Source organism: Algoriphagus aquimarinus (assembly GCF_007997215.1).
In the GTDB taxonomy this organism is placed as follows: Bacteria; Bacteroidota; Bacteroidia; order Cytophagales; family Cyclobacteriaceae; genus Algoriphagus; species Algoriphagus aquimarinus_A.
The window spans coordinates 52,101-76,039 of the sequence record NZ_VORW01000009.1 but is presented as its reverse complement, the minus strand read 5'-3'; the positions used below and the strand labels follow the sequence as shown (position 1 = coordinate 76,039).

Genomic DNA, 23,939 nt, shown 5'->3' with positions numbered 1-23,939 from the left:
GGGCTCGCAAGAGCCCTTTACATATCTTTCAAAAAACTATGGCGTTCAGAAAAAATAAAAAACTTAACAATGATTTTTCCAGAGTCACCATTAGTTTGGCTTCCCCAGAATCTATTCTGGATAGCTCAAACGGTGAGGTGACCCAGCCAGAGACGATCAACTATAGAACTTATAAGCCTGAAATGGGTGGTTTGTTCTGTGAGAGAATCTTTGGTCCGGTCAAAGACTGGGAATGTCATTGTGGCAAGTACAAGCGCATCAGGTATAAAGGTATTATCTGTGATCGCTGCGGTGTAGAGGTTACAGAGAAGAAAGTAAGAAGAGAGAGAATGGGGCACATCGAACTGGTTGTACCAGTTGCTCACATTTGGTATTTCAAATCTCTTCCTAATAAAATCGGTTATCTTCTTGGTCTTCCAACTAAGAAGCTTGATCAGATAGTCTATTACGAGCGATATGCGGTAGTTCAGGCAGGTATCAAAGCAGAAGAGGGAGTTCAGTATTTGGATTTCTTGACTGAAGATGAATACCTGGATATCATGGACAAGCTTCCTAAGGAAAACCACATGCTTGATGATGCAGATCCAAACAAATTTATCGCCAAAATGGGTGCTGAAGCTTTGGAAATGTTATTGGCAAGAATTGATTTGGATGACCTTTCTTACGCACTTCGTCACCAGGCTGCTACTGATACGTCTCAGCAGAGAAAAGCAGAAGCGCTGAAAAGACTGAAAGTAGTAGAAGCATTCCGTGATGCTAGAACCAGAATCGAAAACCGCCCAGAGTGGATGGTAGTTCGTATGGTTCCAGTGATTCCACCGGAATTGCGTCCATTAGTTCCTTTGGATGGTGGTCGTTTTGCTACTTCCGATTTGAATGACCTTTATAGAAGAGTAATCATCAGAAACAACCGTCTGAAGAGATTGATAGATATCAAAGCTCCAGAGGTGATTTTGAGAAATGAAAAGAGAATGCTTCAGGAAGCTGTCGATTCTCTATTCGATAACTCTAGAAAAGTAAATGCGGTAAGATCTGATGGAAACCGTGCTTTGAAATCCCTTTCCGATATGTTGAAAGGTAAGCAAGGTCGATTCCGTCAAAACTTGCTCGGTAAGCGTGTGGATTACTCCGGTCGTTCTGTGATCGTGGTAGGTCCTGAGTTGAAGCTTCACGAGTGTGGTCTTCCTAAAAATATGGCTGCTGAGCTTTTCAAGCCTTTTATCATCAGAAAACTGATTGAAAGAGGTATTGTAAAGACTGTTAAGTCTGCTAAGAAAATTGTGGATCGTAAGGATCCAGTGGTTTGGGATATTTTGGAAAATGTACTAAAAGGACACCCAGTGCTCCTTAACCGTGCTCCTACGCTTCACAGACTAGGTATCCAAGCTTTCCAACCAAAACTGATAGAAGGAAAAGCTATCCAGCTTCACCCATTGGTATGTACTGCATTCAACGCCGATTTTGACGGTGATCAGATGGCAGTTCACGTACCTCTTGGTCATGAAGCGATTTTGGAAGCTTCTACTTTGATGCTTTCTTCTCACAACATTCTTAACCCGGCTAATGGTGCTCCAATTACTGTTCCTTCTCAGGATATGGTGTTGGGTTTGTACTATGTGACCAAAGGCAAGAGATCTACTCCAGAAGAGATCGTTGCTGGTGAAGGAATGACTTTCTATAGTGTAGAAGAAGTGATCATCGCAATGAATGAAGAGCAAATCTCCAAGCATGCGAATATCAAGTGTAAAGTACAGCTAAGAACTGAAGATGGCGGATATAAGGATGAGATCATTGAGACTGTAGCCGGTCGTTTGATTTTCAACCAGTTTGTGCCAAAAGAAGTTGGTTATGTAAATGAGCTTTTGACCAAGAAAAAACTTCAGCAGATTATCGCTAAGGTGGTTAAAGTTTGTGGAATGGCACGTACAGCTCAGTTCTTGGATGACATCAAGAACCTAGGATTTCAAATGGCCTACAAAGGCGGTTTGTCCATGGGACTTAATGATGTAATTATTCCAGAGGAAAAAGAACCAATGATTGCCAAAGCCAAAGTTGAGGTAGATGAGGTTTGGAATAACTATAGAATGGGTCTGATCACAGACAACGAGCGTTACAACCAAGTAATTGATATCTGGACTCGAACCAACTCTCATTTGACTAATAATCTTATGAAGCAGATGGAAGAGGATAAGCAAGGATTCAATGCGATCTACATGATGATGCACTCAGGAGCTCGTGGTTCCAGAGAACAAATTCGTCAGTTGGGTGGTATGAGAGGCTTGATGGCTAAGCCACAGAAAAACCTTCAAGGTTCTGTAGGTGAAATCATTGAAAACCCAATCCTTTCTAACTTCAAAGAAGGTCTGGATGTATTGGAGTACTTTATCTCTACACACGGTGCACGTAAAGGTCTTGCCGATACTGCATTGAAGACTGCTGATGCTGGTTACCTAACCAGACGTCTAGTGGATGTAGCTCAGGATATGATTATTACTGAGGATGATTGTGGTAGCTTGAGAGGACTTCTTGTACAACCGTTGAAAGACAATGACGAGATCGTTGAACCTCTTTCTGAAAGAGTTCTTGGACGTGTATCTGTTCATGATATATTCCATCCACTTACAGAAGAATTGATCGTAGAATCAGGTCTTGAGATAAATGATGAGGTTGCTAAGTTGATCGATGAGTCTGGAATTGAAGAAGTTGAGATCAGATCTGTATTGACTTGTGAGACCCGTAGAGGTGTTTGTGGTAAATGTTACGGTAGAAACCTTACAACTGGCCACATGGTACAGGAAGGTGAATCTGTTGGCGTTATCGCTGCTCAGTCGATCGGTGAGCCAGGCACTCAGCTTACACTAAGAACGTTCCACGTAGGTGGTACAGCATCAAACATGGCTGTAGAAGCCAGTGTGATCGCTAAGTTCGACGGTGTTGTAGAATTTGATGACGAATTGAGATTGATCGAGACTACTAATAAGGATGGTGAGCATATCACTGTAGTAATGGGTAGATCTGGTGAAATCAAGATCAATGATCCTAAGACTGGAAAGACCTTTGTGTCAAACCATGCTCCTTATGGTTCGATTATAAATGTGAAGGATGGAGAGAAAGTTACAAAGGGTCAGACTCTATGTAAGTGGGATCCATATAACGCAGTAATTCTTTCTGAATTCGACGGTAAAATTGAATTTGAAGCAATTGTAGAAGGCGTTACTTACAAGGAAGTGTCCGATGATCAGACTGGTTTCCGTGAGAAAGTAATTATCGATACAAAAGATAGAACTAGGAACCCTGCAATTATTGTAAACTATGGTGATGAGTCTAAAGGATATAATATTCCAGTAGGAGCTCACTTAGCAATTGAAGCAGGTGATAAAGTAAGATCTGGTCAGATTTTGGTGAAAATCCCAAGATCGGTAGGTAAGACAAGAGATATTACTGGTGGTCTTCCAAGAGTTACTGAACTATTTGAAGCAAGAAACCCATCCAATCCGGCTGTAGTTTCTGAGATCGATGGTGTCGTAACATACGGTGGTATCAAGAGAGGTAACAGAGAGATCATCATCGAATCTAAAGATGGTGTGATCAAGAAATACATGGTATCCTTGTCTAAGCATATCCTAGTTCAGGAGAATGACTTTATCAGAGCTGGCGAACCACTTTCTGATGGAGCTATCACTCCTAATGATATCCTAGCGATCAAAGGCCCAACGGCAGTTCAAGAGTACTTGGTGAATGAAATCCAAGAAGTGTACAGACTGCAGGGTGTAAAAATCAATGATAAGCACATCGAAGTAATTGTAAGCCAAATGATGCAGAAAGTTGAAATCCTTGATGCTGGTGATACTGGATTCCTTCAAAACCAAGTAGTGGATAAGTGGGCTTTCAGAGCAGAGAATGATAATATTCTTGATCGTAAGGTGGTCATGGATGCAGGTGATTCTTCTACTTTAAAGCCAGGAATGATTCTTTCAGCAAGAAGGCTGAGAGATGAGAATTCAAGCTTGAAGCGTAAAGATCTTAAGTTGGTACAAGTACGTGATGCTGAGACTGCGGTCTCTAAGCCTACGCTACAAGGTATTACTGCAGCATCTTTGGGTACTGAGTCATTTATTTCTGCAGCGTCCTTCCAAGAGACTACTAAGGTGCTTTCAGAAGCAGCCATTAGAGGTAAGCGAGATGAATTGAAAGGTCTGAAAGAAAACGTGATTGTGGGTCACTTGATTCCTGCCGGTACTGGTCAGAGAAGATTGCAACCGATGATCGTTGGATCTCAGGATGAGTATGACAAACTTTCTGAAAATATGGAACGTAGCGCTAAAAGATCTAGCGAAGCGATCCTGTAATATGCTAGTAAATTAATTTAAGAGGCCTGTTTCGCAACAGGCCTTTTTTTAATCTATAACAATCATGCAAGACGAAAACGGACAAAAAAAAGGAGATCAGCAGATCAATGTAGAGCTCTCGGAGGAAGTGGCAGAAGGTGTTTATTCCAATTTGGCGATGATCGCACATTCTAATTCTGAGTTTGTAATTGATTTTATTCGCTTGATGCCAGGAGTGCCAAAAGCTAAAGTAAAGTCACGGATTATCGTGACTCCAGATCATGCGAAGCGCTTGCTTTCAGCTTTGAAAGATAATATTGAGAAGTACGAAGCAGCATTCGGAAAAATCAATCAATCAGGCGGAGCACCTCAGTTTCCGATTAGTTTCGGAACCCCAGGAGAAGCCTAGAGAAAATATAACTGCTTAGCTTTGTTACTCTTATTACTTTCATTACCTTTGCAGTCCAAAATTTAACAGTTTACGGGAAAACTAAATTTTATCAGTTAATGCCTACTATTCAACAGTTAGTACGAAAAGGTAGAACTACACTGGAGACCAAATCTAAATCAAGAGCTCTGGACGCATGTCCACAGCGAAGAGGAGTTTGTACCAGAGTATACACTACAACCCCTAAGAAGCCAAACTCTGCAATGAGAAAAGTGGCGAGGGTGAGATTGACAAACGGAAAAGAAGTGAATGCTTACATTCCTGGAGAAGGTCACAATCTACAAGAGCACTCGATCGTCTTGATCAGAGGTGGTCGTGTGAAAGATCTACCAGGTGTGAGATATCACATCATCCGTGGTGCACTAGATACCGCAGGAGTTAAAGACCGTAAGCAAGGTCGCTCTAAGTATGGTGCTAAAAGACCGAAGGCAGGCAAAGGTGCTGCAGCTCCGGCAAAGAAAAAATAATAAAAACATTTAGAAAAAATGAGAAAAGCGAAACCAAAGAAGAGATATATTCTTCCTGATCCAAAGTTCAATGACACCCTAGTAACTAGGTTTGTGAACAATCTAATGGTCGATGGGAAGAAGAGTATTGCTTACAGAATTTTCTACGACGCAGTAGAAAAGGTAGAATCCAAAGTAGGTGAGAATGGTCTTGAAGTTTGGAAAAAAGCGCTAAACAATATTTCTCCATCCGTAGAGGTGAAGAGTCGTAGAGTTGGTGGTGCTACATTCCAGGTTCCAATGGAAGTCAGACCTGACAGAAAGATTGCCTTAGGAATTAAATGGATGATCAGCTACGCCAGAAGAAGAGGTGAGAAGACAATGATGGACAGACTTGCTGGCGAAATTATCGCTGCTTCCAAAGGCGAAGGTGCCGGAGTGAAGAAGAAAGATGATACGCACAGAATGGCTGAAGCCAACAAAGCATTCTCACACTTTAGATTTTAATCAATATGGCTAAAAGAGATTTAACACTTACTAGAAATATTGGTATCGCCGCGCACATTGATGCCGGTAAGACTACGACGACAGAGCGAATACTTTTTTACTCAGGCGTATCTCACAAAATTGGTGAGGTACATGACGGTGCAGCTACCATGGACTGGATGGCTCAGGAGCAGGAGAGAGGGATTACGATTACTTCTGCTGCAACTACCGTTTTTTGGGATTACAGAGAGAAAAAATACCAGATCAACATCATCGATACTCCCGGTCACGTTGATTTTACCGTTGAGGTAAACAGATCACTTCGTGTTCTCGATGGATTGGTGTTTTTGTTCAGTGCTGTAGATGGGGTTGAGCCTCAGTCTGAGACGAACTGGAGACTTGCGGATAACTATAAAGTTGCTCGTATTGGCTTCGTAAACAAAATGGACCGTGCTGGTGCAAACTTCCTGGAAGTATGTAAGCAGGTGAAAGAAATGCTAGGCAGCTACGCTGTTCCTTTGCAACTTCCTATCGGTGCAGAAGATAAATTCCGCGGTGTAGTTGATTTGATCAACAATAGAGCTATCGTATGGAATGAGGATGATTTCGGAATGACTTTCGAAGAGATTCCTATTCCAGAGGATATGCTAGAGGAAGTGGCGGAATACAGAGAGCATCTATTAGAGGCAGTAGCGGATTATGATGAATCATTGATGGAGAAATTCTTCGAGGATTCTGAATCCATTACAGCAGATGAGATCCTTTCCGCTTTGAGAAAAGCTACTATTGACATGAAGATTGTACCGATGGTATGTGGATCCTCATTCAAGAACAAAGGAGTTCAGACTATGCTTGATCTAGTAATGGAATTGCTTCCTTCTCCAATGGATAAGGATGATATCATTGCTCATGATATAGACGATGAGGAAGTAGATGTAAGAATCTCTCCTGATGAAACCGAACCTTTTGTAGGGCTTGCTTTCAAAATCGCTACTGACCCATTTGTAGGTCGTCTTTGTTTTGTAAGAGCCTATTCTGGAATTTTGAATTCTGGTTCTTATATATTCAATAGCCGTTCTGGAAATAAAGAGCGTATCTCTAGAGTTTTCCAAATGCATGCCAACAAGCAAAACCAAATCGATGCGCTAAGAGCAGGTGATATTGGTGCAGTGGTAGGCTTTAAAGACATCAAAACTGGTGATACACTTTGCGACGAAAGCCGTAAGGTAGTATTGGAATCAATGGTATTCCCTGAGCCAGTTATTGGTTACGCTATTGAGCCTAAAACTCAAGCTGACGTTGATAAACTTGGTATGGCAATCGCCAAACTTGTAGAAGAAGATCCTACACTTGTAGTTAATACAGATCACGAAACTGGTCAGACTATCTTGAGAGGTATGGGTGAGCTTCACCTAGACATCATCATTGATAGAATGAAGAGAGAGTTCAAGGTTGAAATCAACCAAGGTGCTCCTCAGGTTGCTTACAAAGAAGCTTTATTTGGTTCTATCGAACACAAAGAGGTTTACAAGAAGCAAACCGGTGGTAAAGGTAAATTTGCGGATATCTCATTCGAACTTGGCCCTAAGGATCCTGATCCTGAAACTGGTGAAATCAAGCCAGGACTTGACTTCGTAAATGGTATCGTAGGTGGTGTGATTCCAAAAGAATTCATCCCTTCTATCCAGAAAGGTTTCGCTGAATCCATGAAGAATGGTCCTTTGGCAGGTTATCCTATCGAGTCAATGAAGGTAAGATTGTTCCATGGTTCCTTTCACGACGTCGATTCAGATGCTCTTTCTTTTGAATTGGCAGCTAGAATTGGTTTCAGAGATGCAGCTAAGAGATGTAAGCCAATGTTACTTGAACCAATCATGTCTGTTGACGTGGTTGCTCCAGATGAATACACTGGTCCTATCACTGGTGATTTGAACAGAAGAAGAGGTTTGATGAGAGGGATGGACACGAAAGGAACATCTAGCGTAGTTAGAGCTGCAGTACCATTGTCTGAGTTGTTTGGTTACATTACTGACCTTAGAACGATTACCTCTGGTAGAGCAACAGCTTCATTGACATTCTCTCACTACGAGCCAGTGCCTAACAACATTGCCGAAGGTGTAATTGCTACAGTAAAAGGTCAGAAGGACTAAAAAATATTTGCGATGAATCAGAAAATCAGAATAAAACTAAAATCATACGATCACAGCCTGGTGGATAAGTCATCAGAGAAGATTGTAAAGGCAGTGAAAGCCACTGGTGCAGTAGTAGTAGGTCCAATTCCATTGCCTACTAAAAAGGAGAAATTCACAGTATTGAAGTCTCCACACGTAAGTAAAAAAGCTAGAGATCAGTACCAACTTTGTACATACAAAAGATTGGTTGATATCTATTCTAACTCTTCCAAAACTGTAGATGCTTTGATGAAAATCGAGCTTCCTAGTGGAGTTGATGTAGAGATCAAAGTTTGATCGAACTGGATTAATATTAAAAAAACCTGCTTTTCGAAGCAGGTTTTTTTTGCTCTAGAGCCCGATTATAGAGTGACTATGGCTATAAATGCCTGAGTCACAATTGAAATATTTCATATTACATAGAAAATTTAGGATTACGGATTTGTTGCAGAATTTAATTTCAGTAACTTTGCAGTCCTTTAAAGGGGACCCCGACAGCTAAATGCATGTGGGGGATTATATTATCTTATAAAAGATGTCTGGTATAATAGGTAGAAAAGTAGGAATGACTAGCATTTTCAGTGCCGATGGACGTAACGTCGCATGCACGCTAATAGAAGCTGGTCCTTGTGTAGTGACGCAAGTAAAAAACGTTGAAACAGACGGGTACAACGCTGTGCAGTTGGGTTATGGTGAGCGTAAAGAGAAAAATACGCCTAAACCATTGATCGGCCATTTTAAAAAGGCTGGTACAACTCCAAAGCGCAAAGTTGTTGAGTTCAGAGATTTCCGGGTTGAGTTTGAAGGCCAGGTAAATCTAGGGGCTACTGTGAAGGCTGGTGAAGTATTTATTGAAGGTGACTTCATAGATGCTATCGGAACTTCAAAAGGTAAAGGATTCCAGGGTGTAGTAAAGCGTCATGGTTTTGCTGGTGTGGGTGGACAAACTCACGGTCAGCATAACAGAGGTAGACACCCAGGTTCAATTGGTGCGTGTTCTTGGCCATCCAGAGTATTCAAAGGAATGAGAATGGCTGGTAGAACTGGTGGGGACAGAGTAAAGGTAGTCAACCTTAAAGTGTTGAAAATCTATGCTGACAAAAACCTATTATTGGTTTCTGGTTCTGTACCTGGTCCTAAAAATTCTTTCGTTATTCTAGAGAAGTAAGCCATGGAATTAGCAGTAATTAATCAAAAAGGAGAAGACACAGGTAGAAAAATCAGCTTGTCTGATGAGATCTTCGCAATCGTTCCTAACGATCACGCGATATACCTTGATGTCAAGCAGTACTTGGCTAACCAAAGACAAGGTACGCACAAGTCTAAAGAAAGAAATGAGATAGCTGGTTCTACTCGTAAGATCAAAAAGCAAAAGGGCACTGGTAGTGCACGTGCTGGATCTATCAAGTCGCCACTATTCCGAGGAGGAGGAAGAGTATTTGGTCCACAGCCAAGAGACTATTCTTTCAAATTGAATAAAAAGGTAAAACAACTAGCCAGAAAATCTGCACTTGCTTATAAAGTGAAAGAGAACAGCTTGTCAGTATTGGAAAGCATCACTTTAGATGCACCAAAGACTAAGAGCTACATGGCATTGCTTAACGGTTTGTCTCTTGGAGATAAGAAGACGTTGCTAGTACTTCCTGAGGAAAATACTAACGTATTCTTAGCCAGCAGAAACTTGCCAAAGGCAAAAGTTGTGACTGTAAATGATGTAAATACTTACCAAGTTCTAAATGCTGATCACCTTGTGATCTGTGAAGGTTCTATCAGTAAGTTGGAAACCATTTTATCGAAATAAGACAATGGATATTCTAAAGCAGCCTTTAATTACAGAAAAGATTTCTGCCATGAACGAAAGAGGCGTTTATGGATTCATCGTGGAAAAAACTGCGAAGAAACCAGAAATCAAACACGCTGTAGAGAAAACGTTTGGTGTGAAAGTGGTTTCTATCAGAACCATCAGATATGCTGGAAAGCATAAATCTAGATACACCAAAGCGAAAGTGGTTTCAGGCTTTACCAACGCTTTTAAGAAAGCAATCGTGCAAGTAGCCGATGGTGAAGTGATTGATTTTTACGGAGAAATTTAATTGAATCTATATCATGGCAATTAAAAAGTTGAAGCCTGTAACTCCAGGGACAAGATTCAGAGTAGCTCCAGCATTTGACGAGATAACTGCGTCGAAGCCGGAAAAATCTCTTCTTGCTCCTATCAAGAAGTCAGGTGGACGAAATAATGAAGGCAAAATGACCGTCCGCAATATCGGTGGTGGTCATAAGAGAAGACTACGTATCGTAGACTTCAAAAGAACTAAGTTTGGTGTACCAGCGACAGTGAAAGCTATCGAGTATGATCCAAACAGAACGGCTCGTCTTGCTCTACTATATTATGCAGATGGTGCTAAGGCCTACATTATCGCCCCGGAAGGTTTGTCAGTAGGACAAACAGTGATTTCCGGTGAGCACGTTGCTCCAGAAGTGGGTAACGCAATGCCAGTAGCTAACATTCCAATGGGTACAATTGTACACTGTGTGGAATTGAAGCCAGGCAAAGGAGCCGCAATGGTAAGAAGTGCTGGAGGTTATGCACAGATCGTAGCCCGTGATGGGAAATACGTGACAGTAAAACTTCCGTCTGGTGAGATGAGACTTGTACTAAATACGTGTATGGCAACTGTTGGGACTGTTTCCAATGGTGATCACATGAACGTAGTATTGGGTAAAGCCGGTCGTAAAAGATGGCTCGGATCAAGACCTCGTGTAAGAGGTGTTGCGATGAACCCAGTAGATCACCCAATGGGTGGTGGTGAAGGTCGTTCTTCTGGAGGACATCCTAGATCTAGAAAAGGTCTATTGTCTAAAGGTAAGAAAACAAGATCTCCTAAGAAGTATTCAAACAAGTTCATCGTAAGCAAAAGATCTAAATAATTATGGCACGTTCATTAAAAAAAGGTCCTTATATCGAGCACCATCTTGTGAAGAAAGTGGATGCTCAGAACGAATCAGGAAAGAAATCGGTAATCAAGACTTGGTCAAGAAAATCAATGATTTCTCCAGATTTCGTAGGACATACCTTCGCTGTGCATAATGGGAATAAATTCATTCCGGTATTTGTAACAGACAACATGGTAGGTCATAAGCTAGGTGAATTTGCTCCTACCAGAAATTTCAGAGGCCACATTGCCAAAAAAGATAAAGGAAAGAGATAATCATGGAAGCATTAGCAAAATTAAATAATGTACCTACCTCTCCGCGTAAGATGCGCCTTGTGGCTGACCTTGTCAGAGGCAAGAGAGTAGGAATGGCACTTACCATTTTGAAGTTTACTCCTAATCATGGAGCTATTCGACTTGAGAAGTTGTTGCTTTCCGCTGTTGCCAACTGGCAGGCGAAAAACCCTGATGCCAAATTAGAAGAGGCTGACCTTTTCATCAAGACTTTAATGGTAGATGAAGGTAGAATGCTTAAGAGATTAAGACCAGCTCCTCAAGGTAGAGGCCACAGAATCCGCAAGAGATCAAATCATGTAACCCTAGTAGTTGATTCATTCAACGACCAGTCTGTTACCGCTGATGTAGTAGAAACAAACGAAAAGGCAAATTAAGAACAGACTATGGGACAAAAGATCAACCCAATAGGATTTAGACTTGGTGTAGTCAAAGGCTGGGATTCCAACTGGTATGGTGGGAAAGACTTTGCTGAAAAACTACACGAAGATCAAAAGATCCGTAAGTACGTCCTTGCCAGAATTCCTAAGGGAGGTATTTCTAAGGTGATTATTGAGCGTACGCTTAAGAGAATCACTCTTACGATACATACTGCCCGTCCAGGTGTTGTAATTGGTAAAGGTGGAGCCGAAGTAGATAAACTGAAAGAAGAGCTTAAGAATATCACTAATAAGGATATTCAAATTAATATCTTTGAGATCAAGCGTCCTGAATTGGATGCGAAATTGGTAGGTGAATCAATCGCTCAGCAGCTTCAAGCAAGAATTTCTTTCAGAAGAGCTATGAAGCAAGCTATTGCAGCATCCATGAGAGTGGGAGCGGAAGGAATCAAAGTTAAACTTTCTGGACGTCTAGGCGGAGCCGAAATGGCCCGTTCTGAAATGTACAAAGAAGGAAGAATTCCTCTTCACACATTGAGAGCAGATATTGATTACGCACTTTCAGAAGCCCTTACGGTTTATGGACTTATCGGAATCAAAGTTTGGATTTTCAAAGGTGAAGTGTACGGTAAGAGAGATCTTTCTCCTAATCAAGGTGCAGCTAATGAGCCAAAGGGTGCTCGTAATGCAGGCCCTAAGAGAAACGATGGTCCAAGACGAAGAAAAAGAAATAACTAATTTTCACCCATAAGTGAGAACTCATGTTACAGCCAAAAAGAACTAAGTATAGGAAAATGCAAAAGGGCCGTGTCAAAGGCATTGCACAAAGAGGGCACACGCTTTCTTTTGGCAACTTTGGCATCAAGTCCCTTGAGCCAGGATGGATAACATCCCGTCAGATCGAGGCAGCTCGTATCGCAATGACGAGAGCAATGAAAAGAGAAGGACAGGTTTGGATCAGAATTTTTCCTGACAAGCCTATCACGAAAAAGCCAGCGGAGGTTCGTATGGGTAAAGGTAAAGGTGCTCCTGAATATTGGGTAGCAGTTATCAAACCAGGAACGATCCTTTTCGAAGCTACAGGTGTAAACCTGGAAACAGCACAAGCGGCGTTAAGACTTGCACAGCAAAAGCTACCTGTAAGTACTAGATTTGTTGTTCGTAGAGATTACGCTGAATTATAAGCACTATGAAAAATACAGAAATCAATTCACTTTCAGTAAGTGAAATCGCCGAGCGACTTGTCGCTGAGCAGGAGAGTCTAACCAAACTTAGGTTTGCGCACTCGATATCTCCTATAGAGAATCCTAACAGAATCCGCGAGACCAAGCGCTTTATCGCAAGATTAAAGACTGCATTGGCTGCCAAATAACTAGCTAACAAAAAGAATATGGCTACGATAGAGAGAAATCTTCGAAAAGAAAGAGTTGGTAAGGTGGTTAGCAACAAGATGGACAAGTCCATCACTGTAGTGATAGAGCGTCGCGTAAAGCACGCTATCTACGGTAAGTTTGTCACCAAAACAACCAAATTTATGGCTCATGACGAGACCAACGAGTGTAACCCAGGTGACCTCGTGAAAATAAGCGAAACTCGTCCGCTGAGTAAGAACAAGCGTTGGAGAGTAGTTGAAATTATTGAAAGGGCTAAGTAATTATGATCCAGCAAGAATCAAGACTAAGCGTAGCGGATAATTCTGGTGCCAAAGAGGTATTAGTGATCCGCGTATTGGGAGGAACAAAGAAGAGATATGCTTCTATCGGCGACAAAGTCGTTGTGACAGTAAAATCTGCTCTTTCTTCCAGCAGCATGAAAAAAGGTACCGTATCAAGAGCGGTAATCGTGCGTACTCGTAAAGAAATAAGAAGAAAAGACGGTTCTTATATTCGTTTCGAGGATAACGCAGCTGTGTTATTGAACAACAATGATGAGCCAAGAGGCACACGTATCTTTGGCCCAGTGGCTAGAGAGTTGAGAGAGAAGCAGTTCATGAAAATCGTTTCTTTGGCCCCTGAAGTATTGTAATCATGGAAAGAAAAATGAACAAGCAAACAAAGCTTCACATCAAAACCGGTGATACTGTAAAAGTGATCGCAGGCGATGATAAAGGCAAAACAGGGAAAGTAGTTTCTGTAGATAAGCAAAAAAGTAGAGCAATCGTTGAGGGTCTTAACATGATCACTAAACACGTGAAGCCTACTGCGGCTAAGCCTCAGGGTGGAATCGATAAGAAAGAAGCTGCAATGCATATTAGTAACCTTAAGCTTGTAGATCCTAAAACTGGTGAAGCCACTAGAACAGGTCGCAAAGCAGGTGAAAATGGTAAATTAGTAAGATACTCTAAGAAAACTGGGGAGGTAATCAATGGCTAATCCAAGAATCAAGCAAAAATATGTGGACGAAATCGTCCCTGCGTTGAAAGAGAAATTTCAATATGCTTCAGTAATGCAAGTGCCTAAGTTGGAGAAAATTGTTCTCAATAAAGGTATAGGCGCTGCTGTTGCTGATAAGAAATTGGTTGATCAAGGTGTAGAAGAGCTTTCTTTGATCACTGGTCAAAGAGCTGTTTCGACTATCGCAAAAACTTCTGTTTCCAACTTTAAGTTGAGAGAAGGAATGCCTATCGGAGCTAAGGTTACTTTGAGAGGTAAGACAATGTATGAATTCCTTGATCGTTTGATCGCAATTGCACTTCCACGTGTGAGAGATTTCAAAGGTATTTCTGATAAAGGTTTTGACGGAAGAGGCAATTATACACTAGGTGTGCAAGAGCAAATCATCTTTCCTGAGATCAGCATCGAGAAAGTCAACAGAATCTCAGGTATGGATATTACATTCGTTACCTCTGCTAAAACAGATGAGGAAAGTCTAGAATTGTTCAAGGCTTTCGGAATGCCTTTCGTTAAAAAAACTAAAGAAGAATAGTCATGGCAAAAGAGTCAATCAAAGCTCGTGAGAGAAAAAGAGAGCGTCTGGTAGCCAAGTATGCTGATAGAAGAGCCGCGCTGAAAGCAGCCGGTGATTATGAAGCTCTTGATAAATTGCCAAAGAACGCATCTCCAGTTAGACTTCACAACAGATGTAAACTAACTGGTCGCCCTAAAGGCTACATGAGAAAGTTCGGTATCAACAGGGTAACCTTCAGAGAAATGGCCTCAGCAGGCAAGATCCCTGGAGTGACTAAGTCCAGCTGGTAAAAAAACGACAGTAGTTTTTATTATAAAAATCAATTCGTAACTTTGCACGCCCAAAACGGGTGTAGCTAGACTATAAAATACAATGACTGATCCAATAGCTGATTATCTGACAAGGTTGAGAAACGCCATTAAGGCGTCTCACCGAATCGTAGAAATTCCTGCTTCTAACATCAAGAAAGAGATTACAAAAGTATTGCACGAGAAAGGATATATTCAGAATTACAAGTTTGAAGAAAATGGCCCTCAAGGTTCCATCAAAATTGCTCTGAAATTCAATCCTGTTACTAAGCAAAATGCTATTGTAAGCTTGAAGAGAGTTAGTACGCCAGGTTTGAGAAAATATGTGAAACATACGGAGCTTCCAAGAGTAATCAACGGACTAGGAATAGCAATCGTTTCCACATCTAAAGGTGTGATGACAGACAAAGAAGCCCGCACAGAGGGTGTAGGTGGAGAAGTTCTTTGCTACGTATACTAATTTACAATCATGTCTAGAATAGGTAAAAAACCAATAAATATACCCAGCGGTGTTACTGTAGACGTCACAGCTCATGGAACTGTGACTGTTAAAGGTCCAAAGGGTACACTGACTCAGGATGTGAATCCCGATATTCAAGTGAAAGTAGAAAACAACGAAGTAGTTGTTGCGCGTCCTACCGATTCCAAAAGACACAAGTCTATTCACGGTCTTTACAGATCATTAATCAACAATATGGTGATTGGTGTTTCTGAAGGATACAAGAAAGATCTTGAGCTTGTGGGTGTAGGTTATAAGGCTTCTAACCAAGGTCAGATTCTAGAATTGAATCTTGGTTATTCTCACGGTATCTACTTCATGTTACCTGAAGAGGTATCATTGAAGACAGAAACTCCTAAAGGTAAAAATCCAATCATTACTTTGGAGTCAATTGATAAGGAATTGATTGGACAAGTGGCAGCGAAAATCAGATCTCTTCGTAAGGTTGAACCTTACAAAGGAAAAGGTGTGCGCTTCATTGGTGAACAAGTTAGACGTAAGGCTGGTAAGACTGCCGGTAAAAAATAATAGGTTATGGCATTTAATAAGAATTCCAGAAGACTTAGAATCAAGCAGGGTATCAGAAGAAAGATTTCTGGTACAGATTCCAGACCTCGTTTGTCAGTTTTCAAAAGCAATACTGGCATATATGCGCAGCTTGTTGATGACCTTAAGGGTCAGACTTTAGCCCAGGCTTCTTCCAAGGAATTGGGAGCAAAGGCTAACACTAATGTATCAGTATCTAAAGAGGTAGGTAAAAAACTTGCTGAAAGAGCTGTTGCAAACGGAGTAGAATCCGTAGTATTTGACAGAAATGGCTACTTGTATCATGGGAATGTGAAAGCTTTGGCAGATGGTGCCAGAGAAGGAGGCCTTAAATTTTAATAAGCTATGTCTCAACTAAGAAGAAAGCCTATCAGGGCTACAGATACAGATTTAAAAGAAAAAGTAGTAGCTATTAACCGAGTAGCCAAAGTGGTAAAAGGTGGTAGAAGATTCTCTTTTTCAGCAATTGTTGTAGTAGGAGATGGCCAAGGTGTTGTTGGTTACGGATTGGGTAAAGCCAATGAAGTAACTGATGCTATCACTAAGGGTATCGAAGATGCAAAGAAGAATTTGGTGAAAGTGCCAATCTTGAAGGGTACTATCCCTCATGAGCAAATTGGTAAATTCGGCGGAGGATTTGTTTTGATCAAACCAGCAGCACCAGGTACCGGCGTTATCGCAGGTGGCGCAATGCGAGCAGTTTTGGAAAGTGCTGGCGTTACAGACGTACTAGCTAAATCCAAAGGATCATCCAATCCTCATAACGTGGTAAAGGCGACTATCGAAGCCTTGGTTCAGCTAAGAGATGCTATCGCTGTTTCACAACAGAGAGGTGTTAAAATGTCTAAAGTGTTTAACGGATAATCATCATGGCTAAAATCAAAATCACGCAAACGAAAAGTACCATCGATAGACCAAAGGATCAAAAAGCAACTATCACTGCTCTAGGTCTTGGTCGTATCAGCAAATCAGTGATCGTAGAAAATACGCCACAGATTGCAGGTATGGTAAATAAAGTTAATCACCTTGTAAAAGTGGAGGAAGCTTAATTATGAAACTGCATACATTAACACCAGCTGAAGGATCTACCAAAAATCGTAAGAGAATTGGTAGAGGTACAGGTTCAGGTAGAGGTGGAACTTCTACAAGAGGTCACAAAGGAGCTAAATCAAGATCAGGTTATAAGTCTAAATTAGGTTTTGAAGGTGGTCAAATGCCTCTTCAGAGAAGAGTTCCTAAATTTGGATTCAAAAGCTTGAATAGAGTTGAGTTCAAACCAGTTAATTTGGATACATTGCAAAGCCTTGCTGAGCAGTACAATCTTGACGTAGTAAACATGGAGACTATTGTTTCTCATGGAATTGCTTCTAAGAATGACAAAATCAAAATCCTCGGTGGAGGTGAATTGAAGTCCAAATTAGACGTAACTGCTCACAAATTCTCGGCTACTGCAGTAGTAGCTATTGAGAAAGCGGGTGGAACGGTAAACACAATTTAATTTAATGAAAAAGTTTATTTCGACAGTTAAGAACATTTTCTCTATCGAAGACCTTAGAGTTAGAATCATGAATACGATCGGTTTTCTGATCATATTCAGATTAGGGTCGTTCATAGTTCTTCCAGGTGTTGATCCTTCTCGTTTAGGAGATGCACCAGAAGGAATCTTTGGATTGATCGATACCTTCCTTGGTGGAGCGTTCAGTAACGCGTCTATCTTCGGTCTGGGCATTATGCCGTATATATCTGCATCCATTGTGTTGCAGTTATTGACTGTCGGAGTACCATATTTTCAGAAAATGCAAAAAGAGGGTGAATCTGGAAGAAAAAGAATCAACCAGATCACTCGAGTTTTGACCATCTTGATCACAATAGCACAAGGTATCGGTTATGTATCCGCTACTATTATGCCTACAGGAGCTGTGATGGTTAGTTCTACTCTATTTATGTTTAGTTCTTTGATTTTACTTTCTGCTGGTACCATGTTTTGCATGTGGCTTGGAGAGAAAATCACTGAAAAAGGTATAGGTAACGGTATCTCTATGCTAATTATGATTGGTATCATTTCAAGATTTCCTGGTGCGCTTATAGCAGAGGGTCTTGAGAAGGGTACTTCAGGTATGTTACTACTTCTTATTGAAGCAGCTGTATTGTTCTTCGTAGTCGTTGGGGTTATAGCCTTGACAGAAGCTACTAGAAGAATCCCTGTACAGTATGCGAAGCAAGTGGTAGGCGGTAAAGTATATGGTGGACAAAGACAGTATATACCTATTAAGGTTAATGCTTCAGGAGTTATGCCAATTATCTTTGCTCAGTCTTTGATGTTCGTTCCTGCACTTATTGCGCAGATTTGGGCTTCAGAGAATGACATTGCCAACTATATTGGTGCTACGTTCAGTGATTTCACATCATGGCAATACAACTTGCTTTTCGCACTGATGATCATTCTTTTCACATTCTTCTATACTGCTATAACGGTTAATCCGGAGCAGATTGCTGAAGACATGAAGAGAAATGGAGGATTTGTTCCCGGTATTAAGCCAGGAGCTCCTACTTCGGAATTTATCGATGGAATCATTTCCAAGATTACACTTCCGGGATCTATTCTGTTAGCTGCGGTAGCTATACTTCCTGCTCTTGCGATTATATCTGGAGTTGGTGGTGAATTTGCTCAGTTCTATGGTGGTACTTCTCTACTTATTATGGTAGGGGTGATCATGGATACTTTGAGACAAATCGAAAGTTACTTGTTAATGAGACATTACGAAGGCATGATGAAAAGTGGTAATGTGAAGAATAATCCTTCTAATTACCAAGTTGCCTAAGATGATTAATTACAAGACTTCTGATGAAGTTAAGTTAATAAAAGAAAGTGCCGATATACTAGCTAAAGCCCACGGGGAAGTGGCGAAACATATCAAGGAAGGGGTAAAGACCTCTTTTCTAGACAAAATTGCTGAGGAGTATATCAGGGATCATAAAGGAGTTCCTTCTTTTAAGGGCTACAATGGATTTCCTGCTTCACTTTGTATTTCTGTTAATGAAACAGTAGTACATGGTTTTCCCAGTGCATATGAATTGAAAGATGGCGATATAATCTCAGTAGATTGTGGAGTCTTTCACCAAGGTTTTCATAGCGATTCCGCTTATACATACCCTATTGGTGAGGTCTCCCCTGCTGTAAAAGCATTATTAAAAGCCACCAAAGATTCACTTTACATTGGAATTGAGCAAGCTGTCTTTGGGAATAGAATCGGTGATGTGGGTAATGCCATCCAAAAGTTTGTAGAAGCAAAGGGCTACACTGTAGTCAGAGAGCTTGTAGGACATGGATTAGGTAAAAATCTACATGAAGCACCAGAAGTTCCTAATTATGGAAAGAAAGGAAGTGGTCCTTTACTGAAAGATGGAATGGTGATCGCCATTGAGCCCATGATTAATCTTGGAACACGAAATATTGTTCAAGAACGCGACGGATGGACTATACGCACTGCGGATAGAAAGCCTTCAGCACATTATGAGCATACAGTAGCGATATTTGAAGATAGAACAGAGGTATTAACCTCTCATAAATACATAGAAGAGAATTTTAAATTCTAATATGGCCAAACAAACATCAATAGAGCAGGACGGTACCATTAAGGAAGCATTGTCTAATGCGATGTTCAAAGTTGAATTAGAAAATGGACATCAGTTGATCGCCCATATTTCTGGTAAAATGCGAATGAATTATATCAAGATCCTTCCAGGTGATCGAGTGAAATTGGAACTGTCTCCCTATGATTTGAGTAAAGGCAGAATTGTATATCGATATAAATAAGACTGAGATGAAAGTAAGAACATCTATCAAAAAAAGGAGTGCTGACTGCAAATTGATCCGTAGAAAAGGAGTGTTGTATGTCATCAATAAGAAGAATCCTAAGTTTAAACAAAGACAAGGTTAAATTATGGCTAGAATTGCAGGGGTAGATATACCAGACAATAAGCGTGGCGTGATCGGACTTACCTATATCTTCGGAATTGGGAGAAGTGCAGCCAAGGCTATTTTGACTAAAGCCGGCATCTCTTTCGACAAGAAAGCTGGTGAGTGGGATGACGATGAGTCAACTTCCATCCGTAACATTATCGCTGAAGAGTTCAGAACAGAAGGTGTACTGAAGTCAGAGATCCAATTGAACATCAAGCGACTACAAGATATCGGTTGCTACAGAGGTTTGAGACACAGAAAAGGACTTCCAGTTCGTGGTCAGCATACCAAGAACAACGCCAGAACAAGGAAGGGTAAGAGAAAAACAGTTGCTAACAAGAAGAAAGCAACTAAATAAAACCTGATTTAGATTATGGCTCAGAAAAGAAACGATAAAGCAAAAGGTAAAAAAAGAGTAGTAAAGGTTGAAGCTGTAGGACAAGCTCACATTAGAGCATCCTTCAACAACATCATTATCTCTCTTACCAACAATGCAGGTCAAGTAATATCTTGGGCTTCTGCCGGTAAAATGGGTTTCAGAGGTTCAAAGAAAAATACTCCTTACGCTGCACAGATGGCCGCACAGAACTGTGGACAAGTGGCATACGACTTAGGTTTAAGAAAAATCGAAGTTTTTGTTAAAGGTCCAGGATCTGGTCGTGAATCAGCGATCAGAACATTGCAAAATGTAGGATTGGATGTGACTACGATCATCGACGTGACTCCTATGCCGCACAACGGCTGTCGTCCACCTAAGCGTAGAAGAGTTTAATTATAAAATTGTAACACAATGGCTAGATATACAGGTCCTAAAGCAAAGATTGCCAGAAAATTTGGCGAAGCTATAGAAGGACATAGCAAGGCACTTGCAAAGAAAAACTATCCTCCTGGTCAACATGGTAGAGGTAGAAGAAAAAAGCAGTCTGAATATGCGATCCAACTTGCTGAAAAACAAAAAGCAAAATACATCTACGGTGTATTGGAAAGACAGTTCGCTAAAATGTTTAATATTGCTTCCAGAAAAACTGGAATTACCGGTGAAAACCTTCTTCAACTTCTTGAAGCAAGATTGGACAATACGGTATATAGAATGGGAATTTCCCCTACCAGAAGAGGTGCTAGACAACTAGTTTCTCACAAGCATGTGCTTGTAAACGGTGAGGTAGTTAATATTCCTTCGTTTACCCTTAGGCCAGGTGATGTGGTTTCTGTAAGAGAAAGATCTAAGTCTCTTGAAGCTATTACTAATAGCCTAGCTGGTAGAGGTGCTAATAAATATTCCTGGTTAGAGTGGGATGGCACTTCGTTGACCGGCAAATTCGTCAGTGTTCCGGGCAGAGATGATATTCCAGAGAATATCAAGGAGCAACTCATTGTCGAACTTTACTCTAAGTAATATTTTAATATTTTCAGCTTTTAAAAAAGAACGAGATATATGTCCATACTAGCATTTCAAATGCCCGAAAAAGTGGTAATGGAAAAAGCCGATGACTTTCATGGCTTATTCACTTTTAAACCACTGGAAAAAGGCTATGGAGTTACAATAGGTAACGCCCTGAGAAGAATTTTGCTTTCTTCCTTGGAAGGTTATGCCATCACTGCTATCAAGATTCCTGGTATAGTGCATGAGTTTTCGACCATCGAAGGCGTAGTTGAAGACGTTACAGATATTATTTTGAACCTAAAGCAGGTGAGATTCAAGAAGGTCCATGAGGCATTTGACGGAAAAATCACTGTTGAAATTAAAAATCAATCTGTTTTCACTGCAGGGGACATTGCTAAGTTCACTTCTTCTTTCGAAATCTTGAACCCAGAGTTGGTGATTTGTCATATCGACGAGACCAAAAACTTTGAGATCGAATTGACGATGGAAAAGGGAAGAGGGTATCTACCAGCTGAAGAATCCAAACCAAAAGAGCAGATTTTCGGTACTATCGCTATCGATGCAGTTTTCACTCCTATTAAGAATGTGAAATACAGTGTTGAAAATACGCGAGTAGAACAGAAGACTGACTTCGAAAAATTGATAATGGAAGTTTCCACTGACGGTTCTATCCACCCGGAGAAAGCCCTGCAGGAATCAGCCAAAATCCTTATCCAACACTTTATGTTGTTCTCTGACCAGACGATGGTTCTTGATTCAACAGGAGTAGCAGAGCCGGAGCCAATCGACGAAGAATTCTTGCACATGAGAAAGCTTCTTAAGACTTCTTTGAGTGATCTTGACCTTTCGGTTAGAGCATTCAACTGTCTTAAAGCTGCTGACGTGAAGACTTTGGGTGATCTTGCCAAGCTTGAAATTTCTGACATGATGAAATTCAGAAACTTTGGTAAGAAATCCCTAGCTGAGCTAGAGCAACTCATTCAGGAAAAAAGTCTAACCTTCGGGATGGATATTTCTAAGTATAAACTTGATGAAGAATAAAAAATAATGAGACACGGTAAGAAATTTAACCACCTTGGAAGGAAGGCCGCTCATAGAAAAGCAATGCTTTCTAATATGGCAACTTCGCTGATTCTTCACAAGCGTATCTCAACCACGCTTGCCAAGGCAAAAGAATTGAAGAAGTACTTGGAGCCACTAGTGACTAGAGCTAAGGAAGATACTACACACAATAGACGTATGGCTTTCGCTTATTTAAAAAATAAGGAAGCTATCATCGAACTATTTGGTGAAGTAATCTCTAAAGTAGCTACTCGTCCAGGTGGGTACACAAGAATTATCAAAACTGGCTTCAGATTAGGTGATAATGCAGAAATGTGTATCATCGAGTTGGTTGACTTCAACGAATTGATGTTGAAAGATGCTCAGCCTGCTAAGAAAACTACCAGAAGATCTCGTAGAGGTACTGGTAAAACAGCAGGTGATGAAGAGACAGCAGCAGCTGCTCCAGCTAAAAAAGAATCTGCAGCCAAAGAAGAAGCTCCTGCAAAGGATGCTGAAGAGCCTAAGGCTCCTGAAGCTTCTGCTGATTCAGCGGAAGAAGAAACTGATAACAAATAAGTTGATCAGTGGCTTCACGATATTGAAAGGATTGGACATTTGTTCAATCCTTTTTTTATACCCTTTTCATTTATCTTCCTTCCCAATAAATATTTAACTTTGGGCAATTACTTAGCAAAATGATCAAACAAAAAGCGACTTTACTCTTAGCCGATGGAACAGTTTTTCACGGTTCTTTAATTGGTAATCCAGGGACAAATGGAGGTGAAATTTGTTTCAACACTGGAATGACAGGATATCAGGAAATTTATACTGACCCATCCTATACTGGACAAATCATTGTAAATACCACTTCTCACATCGGAAACTATGGTGTGATTGACGAAGAAGTAGAATCTGATCATCCTACGATAGGTGGGATTGTAGTCAATACTTTCTCTGATGTTTATTCTAGACTCGATGCTTCAGGTTCCTTGCAGGATTATCTTGTGAAGAATGGGATCACTGGGATTGCAGATATAGATACTCGACAGCTCGTAAGACATCTTCGATCAAAAGGTGCTATGAATGCAATCATCAGCTCAGAATTTGAAGAGGACTTAGATGGCCTCCAAACTGAACTTGCTAAAGTTCCAGATATGGACGGGCTTGAGCTCTCCTCCACAGTCTGTACACAAGAGCCTTATTTCTTCGGTGATGAAAATGCACCTATCAAAGTGGCTTGTATGGATTTCGGTATCAAGAAGAATATCTTAAGAAATCTAGCAGACAGAGGTGTGTATTGTAAGGTGTTTCCAGCAAAAACCTCTCTTGCAGAGATGGAAGAATGGGCTCCAAATGCATATTTCCTATCTAATGGACCAGGTGATCCTGCAGTAATGGAATATGCTGTAAAAACTACAAAGGACATTTTAGGCACAGGCAAACCTCTTTTTGGTATTTGTCTAGGTCATCAGCTTCTTGCTGAGTCATGTGGTATTTCTACCTACAAAATGCACCATGGACACAGAGGATTGAATCATCCTATCAAAAATCTAGTGACTGGTAAAAGTGAAATCACTTCACAGAATCATGGTTTTAATATCACTCGTGAGGATACCGAACAAAATCCAGACGTTGAAATCACTCACGTTCATTTGAATGATAATACGGTTGCTGGAATTCGTCTTAAAAATAAGCCTGCATTTTCAGTTCAATACCATCCGGAATCTTCCCCAGGCCCACATGATTCTCGCTACTTGTTTGACGAGTTTATTTCTTTAATTAATAAAAATTAATACCC

The 23,939-nt window shown here is 40.8% G+C and carries 36 protein-coding genes; all 36 read left to right on the top strand.

From position 1 onward, the window contains the following. Positions 1 to 38: 38 nt before the first annotated feature. The 36 genes from rpoC to carA all read left to right on the top strand — a co-directional run bounded on the left by rpoC (position 39) and on the right by carA (position 23,934). On the top strand, positions 39 to 4,349 hold the full coding sequence (rpoC, locus tag ESV85_RS13830) for a DNA-directed RNA polymerase subunit beta' (RefSeq protein ID WP_146918538.1): 4,311 nt from the start codon (positions 39 to 41) through the stop codon (positions 4,347 to 4,349). Between the two features lie 64 nt (positions 4,350 to 4,413). Further along, complete coding sequence (locus ESV85_RS13825) at positions 4,414 to 4,737, top strand: DUF3467 domain-containing protein (RefSeq protein WP_146918536.1); 324 nt, start codon at positions 4,414 to 4,416, stop codon at positions 4,735 to 4,737. Between the two features lie 98 nt (positions 4,738 to 4,835). Then, positions 4,836 to 5,243: a 30S ribosomal protein S12 gene (gene rpsL / locus ESV85_RS13820; protein ID WP_092894640.1), complete on the top strand. Its 408-nt coding sequence runs from the start codon at positions 4,836 to 4,838 to the stop codon at positions 5,241 to 5,243. A gap of 18 nt (positions 5,244 to 5,261) precedes the next feature. After that, the gene (gene rpsG / locus ESV85_RS13815) at positions 5,262 to 5,729 is read left to right on the top strand and encodes a 30S ribosomal protein S7 (protein WP_146918534.1); all 468 of its coding nucleotides are present in this window, start codon (positions 5,262 to 5,264) and stop codon (positions 5,727 to 5,729) included. Positions 5,730 to 5,734: 5 nt separating this feature from the next. Beyond that, a complete protein-coding gene (gene fusA, locus ESV85_RS13810; RefSeq protein WP_146918532.1) occupies positions 5,735 to 7,858 on the top strand; it encodes an elongation factor G in 2,124 nt (707 codons plus the stop codon). A 12-nt stretch (positions 7,859 to 7,870) separates the two neighbouring features. Further along, positions 7,871 to 8,176 carry a 30S ribosomal protein S10 gene (rpsJ, locus tag ESV85_RS13805; protein WP_008203035.1) on the top strand — a complete coding sequence of 102 codons (306 nt, stop codon included), beginning with the start codon at positions 7,871 to 7,873 and terminating at the stop codon, positions 8,174 to 8,176. Positions 8,177 to 8,414: 238 nt separating this feature from the next. Continuing rightward, on the top strand, positions 8,415 to 9,047 hold the full coding sequence (gene rplC / locus ESV85_RS13800) for a 50S ribosomal protein L3 (protein WP_146918530.1): 633 nt from the start codon (positions 8,415 to 8,417) through the stop codon (positions 9,045 to 9,047). A gap of 3 nt (positions 9,048 to 9,050) precedes the next feature. Next, positions 9,051 to 9,680 carry a 50S ribosomal protein L4 gene (rplD, locus tag ESV85_RS13795; protein ID WP_092894636.1) on the top strand — a complete coding sequence of 210 codons (630 nt, stop codon included), beginning with the start codon at positions 9,051 to 9,053 and terminating at the stop codon, positions 9,678 to 9,680. 4 nt (positions 9,681 to 9,684) lie between these two features. After that, entirely contained in the window at positions 9,685 to 9,972 is a 288-nt protein-coding gene (gene rplW / locus ESV85_RS13790; RefSeq protein WP_092894635.1) for a 50S ribosomal protein L23, read from the top strand. A 13-nt stretch (positions 9,973 to 9,985) separates the two neighbouring features. Next, a complete protein-coding gene (rplB, locus tag ESV85_RS13785) occupies positions 9,986 to 10,810 on the top strand; it encodes a 50S ribosomal protein L2 (RefSeq protein WP_146918528.1) in 825 nt (274 codons plus the stop codon). Between the two features lie 2 nt (positions 10,811 to 10,812). After that, positions 10,813 to 11,091 carry a 30S ribosomal protein S19 gene (gene rpsS, locus ESV85_RS13780; RefSeq protein ID WP_057939455.1) on the top strand — a complete coding sequence of 93 codons (279 nt, stop codon included), beginning with the start codon at positions 10,813 to 10,815 and terminating at the stop codon, positions 11,089 to 11,091. 2 nt (positions 11,092 to 11,093) lie between these two features. Then, the gene (gene rplV, locus ESV85_RS13775) at positions 11,094 to 11,486 is read left to right on the top strand and encodes a 50S ribosomal protein L22 (RefSeq protein WP_092894633.1); all 393 of its coding nucleotides are present in this window, start codon (positions 11,094 to 11,096) and stop codon (positions 11,484 to 11,486) included. 9 nt (positions 11,487 to 11,495) lie between these two features. Further along, positions 11,496 to 12,227 (top strand): 30S ribosomal protein S3, encoded by a 732-nt coding sequence (gene rpsC, locus ESV85_RS13770; protein ID WP_057939453.1) that lies wholly within the window; start codon positions 11,496 to 11,498, stop codon positions 12,225 to 12,227. 23 nt (positions 12,228 to 12,250) lie between these two features. Continuing rightward, positions 12,251 to 12,673 (top strand): 50S ribosomal protein L16, encoded by a 423-nt coding sequence (gene rplP / locus ESV85_RS13765; protein ID WP_146918526.1) that lies wholly within the window; start codon positions 12,251 to 12,253, stop codon positions 12,671 to 12,673. A 5-nt stretch (positions 12,674 to 12,678) separates the two neighbouring features. Further along, positions 12,679 to 12,861 carry a 50S ribosomal protein L29 gene (gene rpmC, locus ESV85_RS13760; RefSeq protein WP_092894631.1) on the top strand — a complete coding sequence of 61 codons (183 nt, stop codon included), beginning with the start codon at positions 12,679 to 12,681 and terminating at the stop codon, positions 12,859 to 12,861. 18 nt (positions 12,862 to 12,879) lie between these two features. Further along, a complete protein-coding gene (rpsQ, locus tag ESV85_RS13755) occupies positions 12,880 to 13,143 on the top strand; it encodes a 30S ribosomal protein S17 (RefSeq protein WP_146918524.1) in 264 nt (87 codons plus the stop codon). Positions 13,144 to 13,145: 2 nt separating this feature from the next. Further along, positions 13,146 to 13,514 carry a 50S ribosomal protein L14 gene (rplN, locus tag ESV85_RS13750; protein ID WP_086500285.1) on the top strand — a complete coding sequence of 123 codons (369 nt, stop codon included), beginning with the start codon at positions 13,146 to 13,148 and terminating at the stop codon, positions 13,512 to 13,514. A gap of 2 nt (positions 13,515 to 13,516) precedes the next feature. Further along, the gene (gene rplX / locus ESV85_RS13745; protein WP_146918522.1) at positions 13,517 to 13,861 is read left to right on the top strand and encodes a 50S ribosomal protein L24; all 345 of its coding nucleotides are present in this window, start codon (positions 13,517 to 13,519) and stop codon (positions 13,859 to 13,861) included. Beyond that, a complete protein-coding gene (gene rplE / locus ESV85_RS13740) occupies positions 13,854 to 14,414 on the top strand; it encodes a 50S ribosomal protein L5 (protein ID WP_146918520.1) in 561 nt (186 codons plus the stop codon). The genes rplX and rplE overlap by 8 nt, the downstream gene beginning before the upstream one ends. 2 nt (positions 14,415 to 14,416) lie before the next feature. Continuing rightward, positions 14,417 to 14,686 carry a 30S ribosomal protein S14 gene (gene rpsN / locus ESV85_RS13735; protein ID WP_057939446.1) on the top strand — a complete coding sequence of 90 codons (270 nt, stop codon included), beginning with the start codon at positions 14,417 to 14,419 and terminating at the stop codon, positions 14,684 to 14,686. 82 nt (positions 14,687 to 14,768) lie between these two features. Next, on the top strand, positions 14,769 to 15,164 hold the full coding sequence (rpsH, locus tag ESV85_RS13730; RefSeq protein ID WP_092894627.1) for a 30S ribosomal protein S8: 396 nt from the start codon (positions 14,769 to 14,771) through the stop codon (positions 15,162 to 15,164). 9 nt (positions 15,165 to 15,173) lie between these two features. After that, complete coding sequence (gene rplF / locus ESV85_RS13725; RefSeq protein WP_146918519.1) at positions 15,174 to 15,731, top strand: 50S ribosomal protein L6; 558 nt, start codon at positions 15,174 to 15,176, stop codon at positions 15,729 to 15,731. A 6-nt stretch (positions 15,732 to 15,737) separates the two neighbouring features. After that, a complete protein-coding gene (rplR, locus tag ESV85_RS13720) occupies positions 15,738 to 16,088 on the top strand; it encodes a 50S ribosomal protein L18 (protein WP_146918517.1) in 351 nt (116 codons plus the stop codon). Positions 16,089 to 16,094: 6 nt separating this feature from the next. Continuing rightward, positions 16,095 to 16,613 carry a 30S ribosomal protein S5 gene (gene rpsE / locus ESV85_RS13715; RefSeq protein ID WP_086539679.1) on the top strand — a complete coding sequence of 173 codons (519 nt, stop codon included), beginning with the start codon at positions 16,095 to 16,097 and terminating at the stop codon, positions 16,611 to 16,613. Between the two features lie 5 nt (positions 16,614 to 16,618). Further along, positions 16,619 to 16,798, top strand: coding sequence for a 50S ribosomal protein L30 (gene rpmD, locus ESV85_RS13710; RefSeq protein ID WP_092894624.1), 180 nt, complete (start codon positions 16,619 to 16,621; stop codon positions 16,796 to 16,798). A gap of 2 nt (positions 16,799 to 16,800) precedes the next feature. Further along, positions 16,801 to 17,247 (top strand): 50S ribosomal protein L15, encoded by a 447-nt coding sequence (gene rplO, locus ESV85_RS13705; RefSeq protein ID WP_146918515.1) that lies wholly within the window; start codon positions 16,801 to 16,803, stop codon positions 17,245 to 17,247. Positions 17,248 to 17,251: 4 nt separating this feature from the next. Further along, on the top strand, positions 17,252 to 18,571 hold the full coding sequence (gene secY / locus ESV85_RS13700; protein WP_146918514.1) for a preprotein translocase subunit SecY: 1,320 nt from the start codon (positions 17,252 to 17,254) through the stop codon (positions 18,569 to 18,571). A gap of 1 nt (position 18,572) precedes the next feature. Beyond that, entirely contained in the window at positions 18,573 to 19,346 is a 774-nt protein-coding gene (map, locus tag ESV85_RS13695) for a type I methionyl aminopeptidase (protein WP_146918512.1), read from the top strand. A 1-nt stretch (position 19,347) separates the two neighbouring features. Then, a complete protein-coding gene (infA, locus tag ESV85_RS13690; RefSeq protein ID WP_057939437.1) occupies positions 19,348 to 19,566 on the top strand; it encodes a translation initiation factor IF-1 in 219 nt (72 codons plus the stop codon). A gap of 7 nt (positions 19,567 to 19,573) precedes the next feature. After that, positions 19,574 to 19,690 carry a 50S ribosomal protein L36 gene (gene rpmJ, locus ESV85_RS13685; RefSeq protein ID WP_092894928.1) on the top strand — a complete coding sequence of 39 codons (117 nt, stop codon included), beginning with the start codon at positions 19,574 to 19,576 and terminating at the stop codon, positions 19,688 to 19,690. Between the two features lie 3 nt (positions 19,691 to 19,693). Next, a complete protein-coding gene (gene rpsM, locus ESV85_RS13680) occupies positions 19,694 to 20,071 on the top strand; it encodes a 30S ribosomal protein S13 (protein ID WP_092894620.1) in 378 nt (125 codons plus the stop codon). Between the two features lie 15 nt (positions 20,072 to 20,086). Further along, positions 20,087 to 20,485 (top strand): 30S ribosomal protein S11, encoded by a 399-nt coding sequence (gene rpsK / locus ESV85_RS13675; protein ID WP_057939435.1) that lies wholly within the window; start codon positions 20,087 to 20,089, stop codon positions 20,483 to 20,485. A gap of 18 nt (positions 20,486 to 20,503) precedes the next feature. Next, positions 20,504 to 21,109 carry a 30S ribosomal protein S4 gene (rpsD, locus tag ESV85_RS13670; protein WP_146918510.1) on the top strand — a complete coding sequence of 202 codons (606 nt, stop codon included), beginning with the start codon at positions 20,504 to 20,506 and terminating at the stop codon, positions 21,107 to 21,109. 39 nt (positions 21,110 to 21,148) lie between these two features. Next, entirely contained in the window at positions 21,149 to 22,138 is a 990-nt protein-coding gene (locus tag ESV85_RS13665) for a DNA-directed RNA polymerase subunit alpha (RefSeq protein WP_092894618.1), read from the top strand. Positions 22,139 to 22,144: 6 nt separating this feature from the next. Beyond that, the gene (gene rplQ, locus ESV85_RS13660) at positions 22,145 to 22,717 is read left to right on the top strand and encodes a 50S ribosomal protein L17 (RefSeq protein WP_146918508.1); all 573 of its coding nucleotides are present in this window, start codon (positions 22,145 to 22,147) and stop codon (positions 22,715 to 22,717) included. 119 nt (positions 22,718 to 22,836) lie between these two features. Beyond that, positions 22,837 to 23,934 (top strand): glutamine-hydrolyzing carbamoyl-phosphate synthase small subunit, encoded by a 1,098-nt coding sequence (gene carA, locus ESV85_RS13655; protein ID WP_146918506.1) that lies wholly within the window; start codon positions 22,837 to 22,839, stop codon positions 23,932 to 23,934. The last annotated feature ends 5 nt before the right edge of the window (positions 23,935 to 23,939 follow it).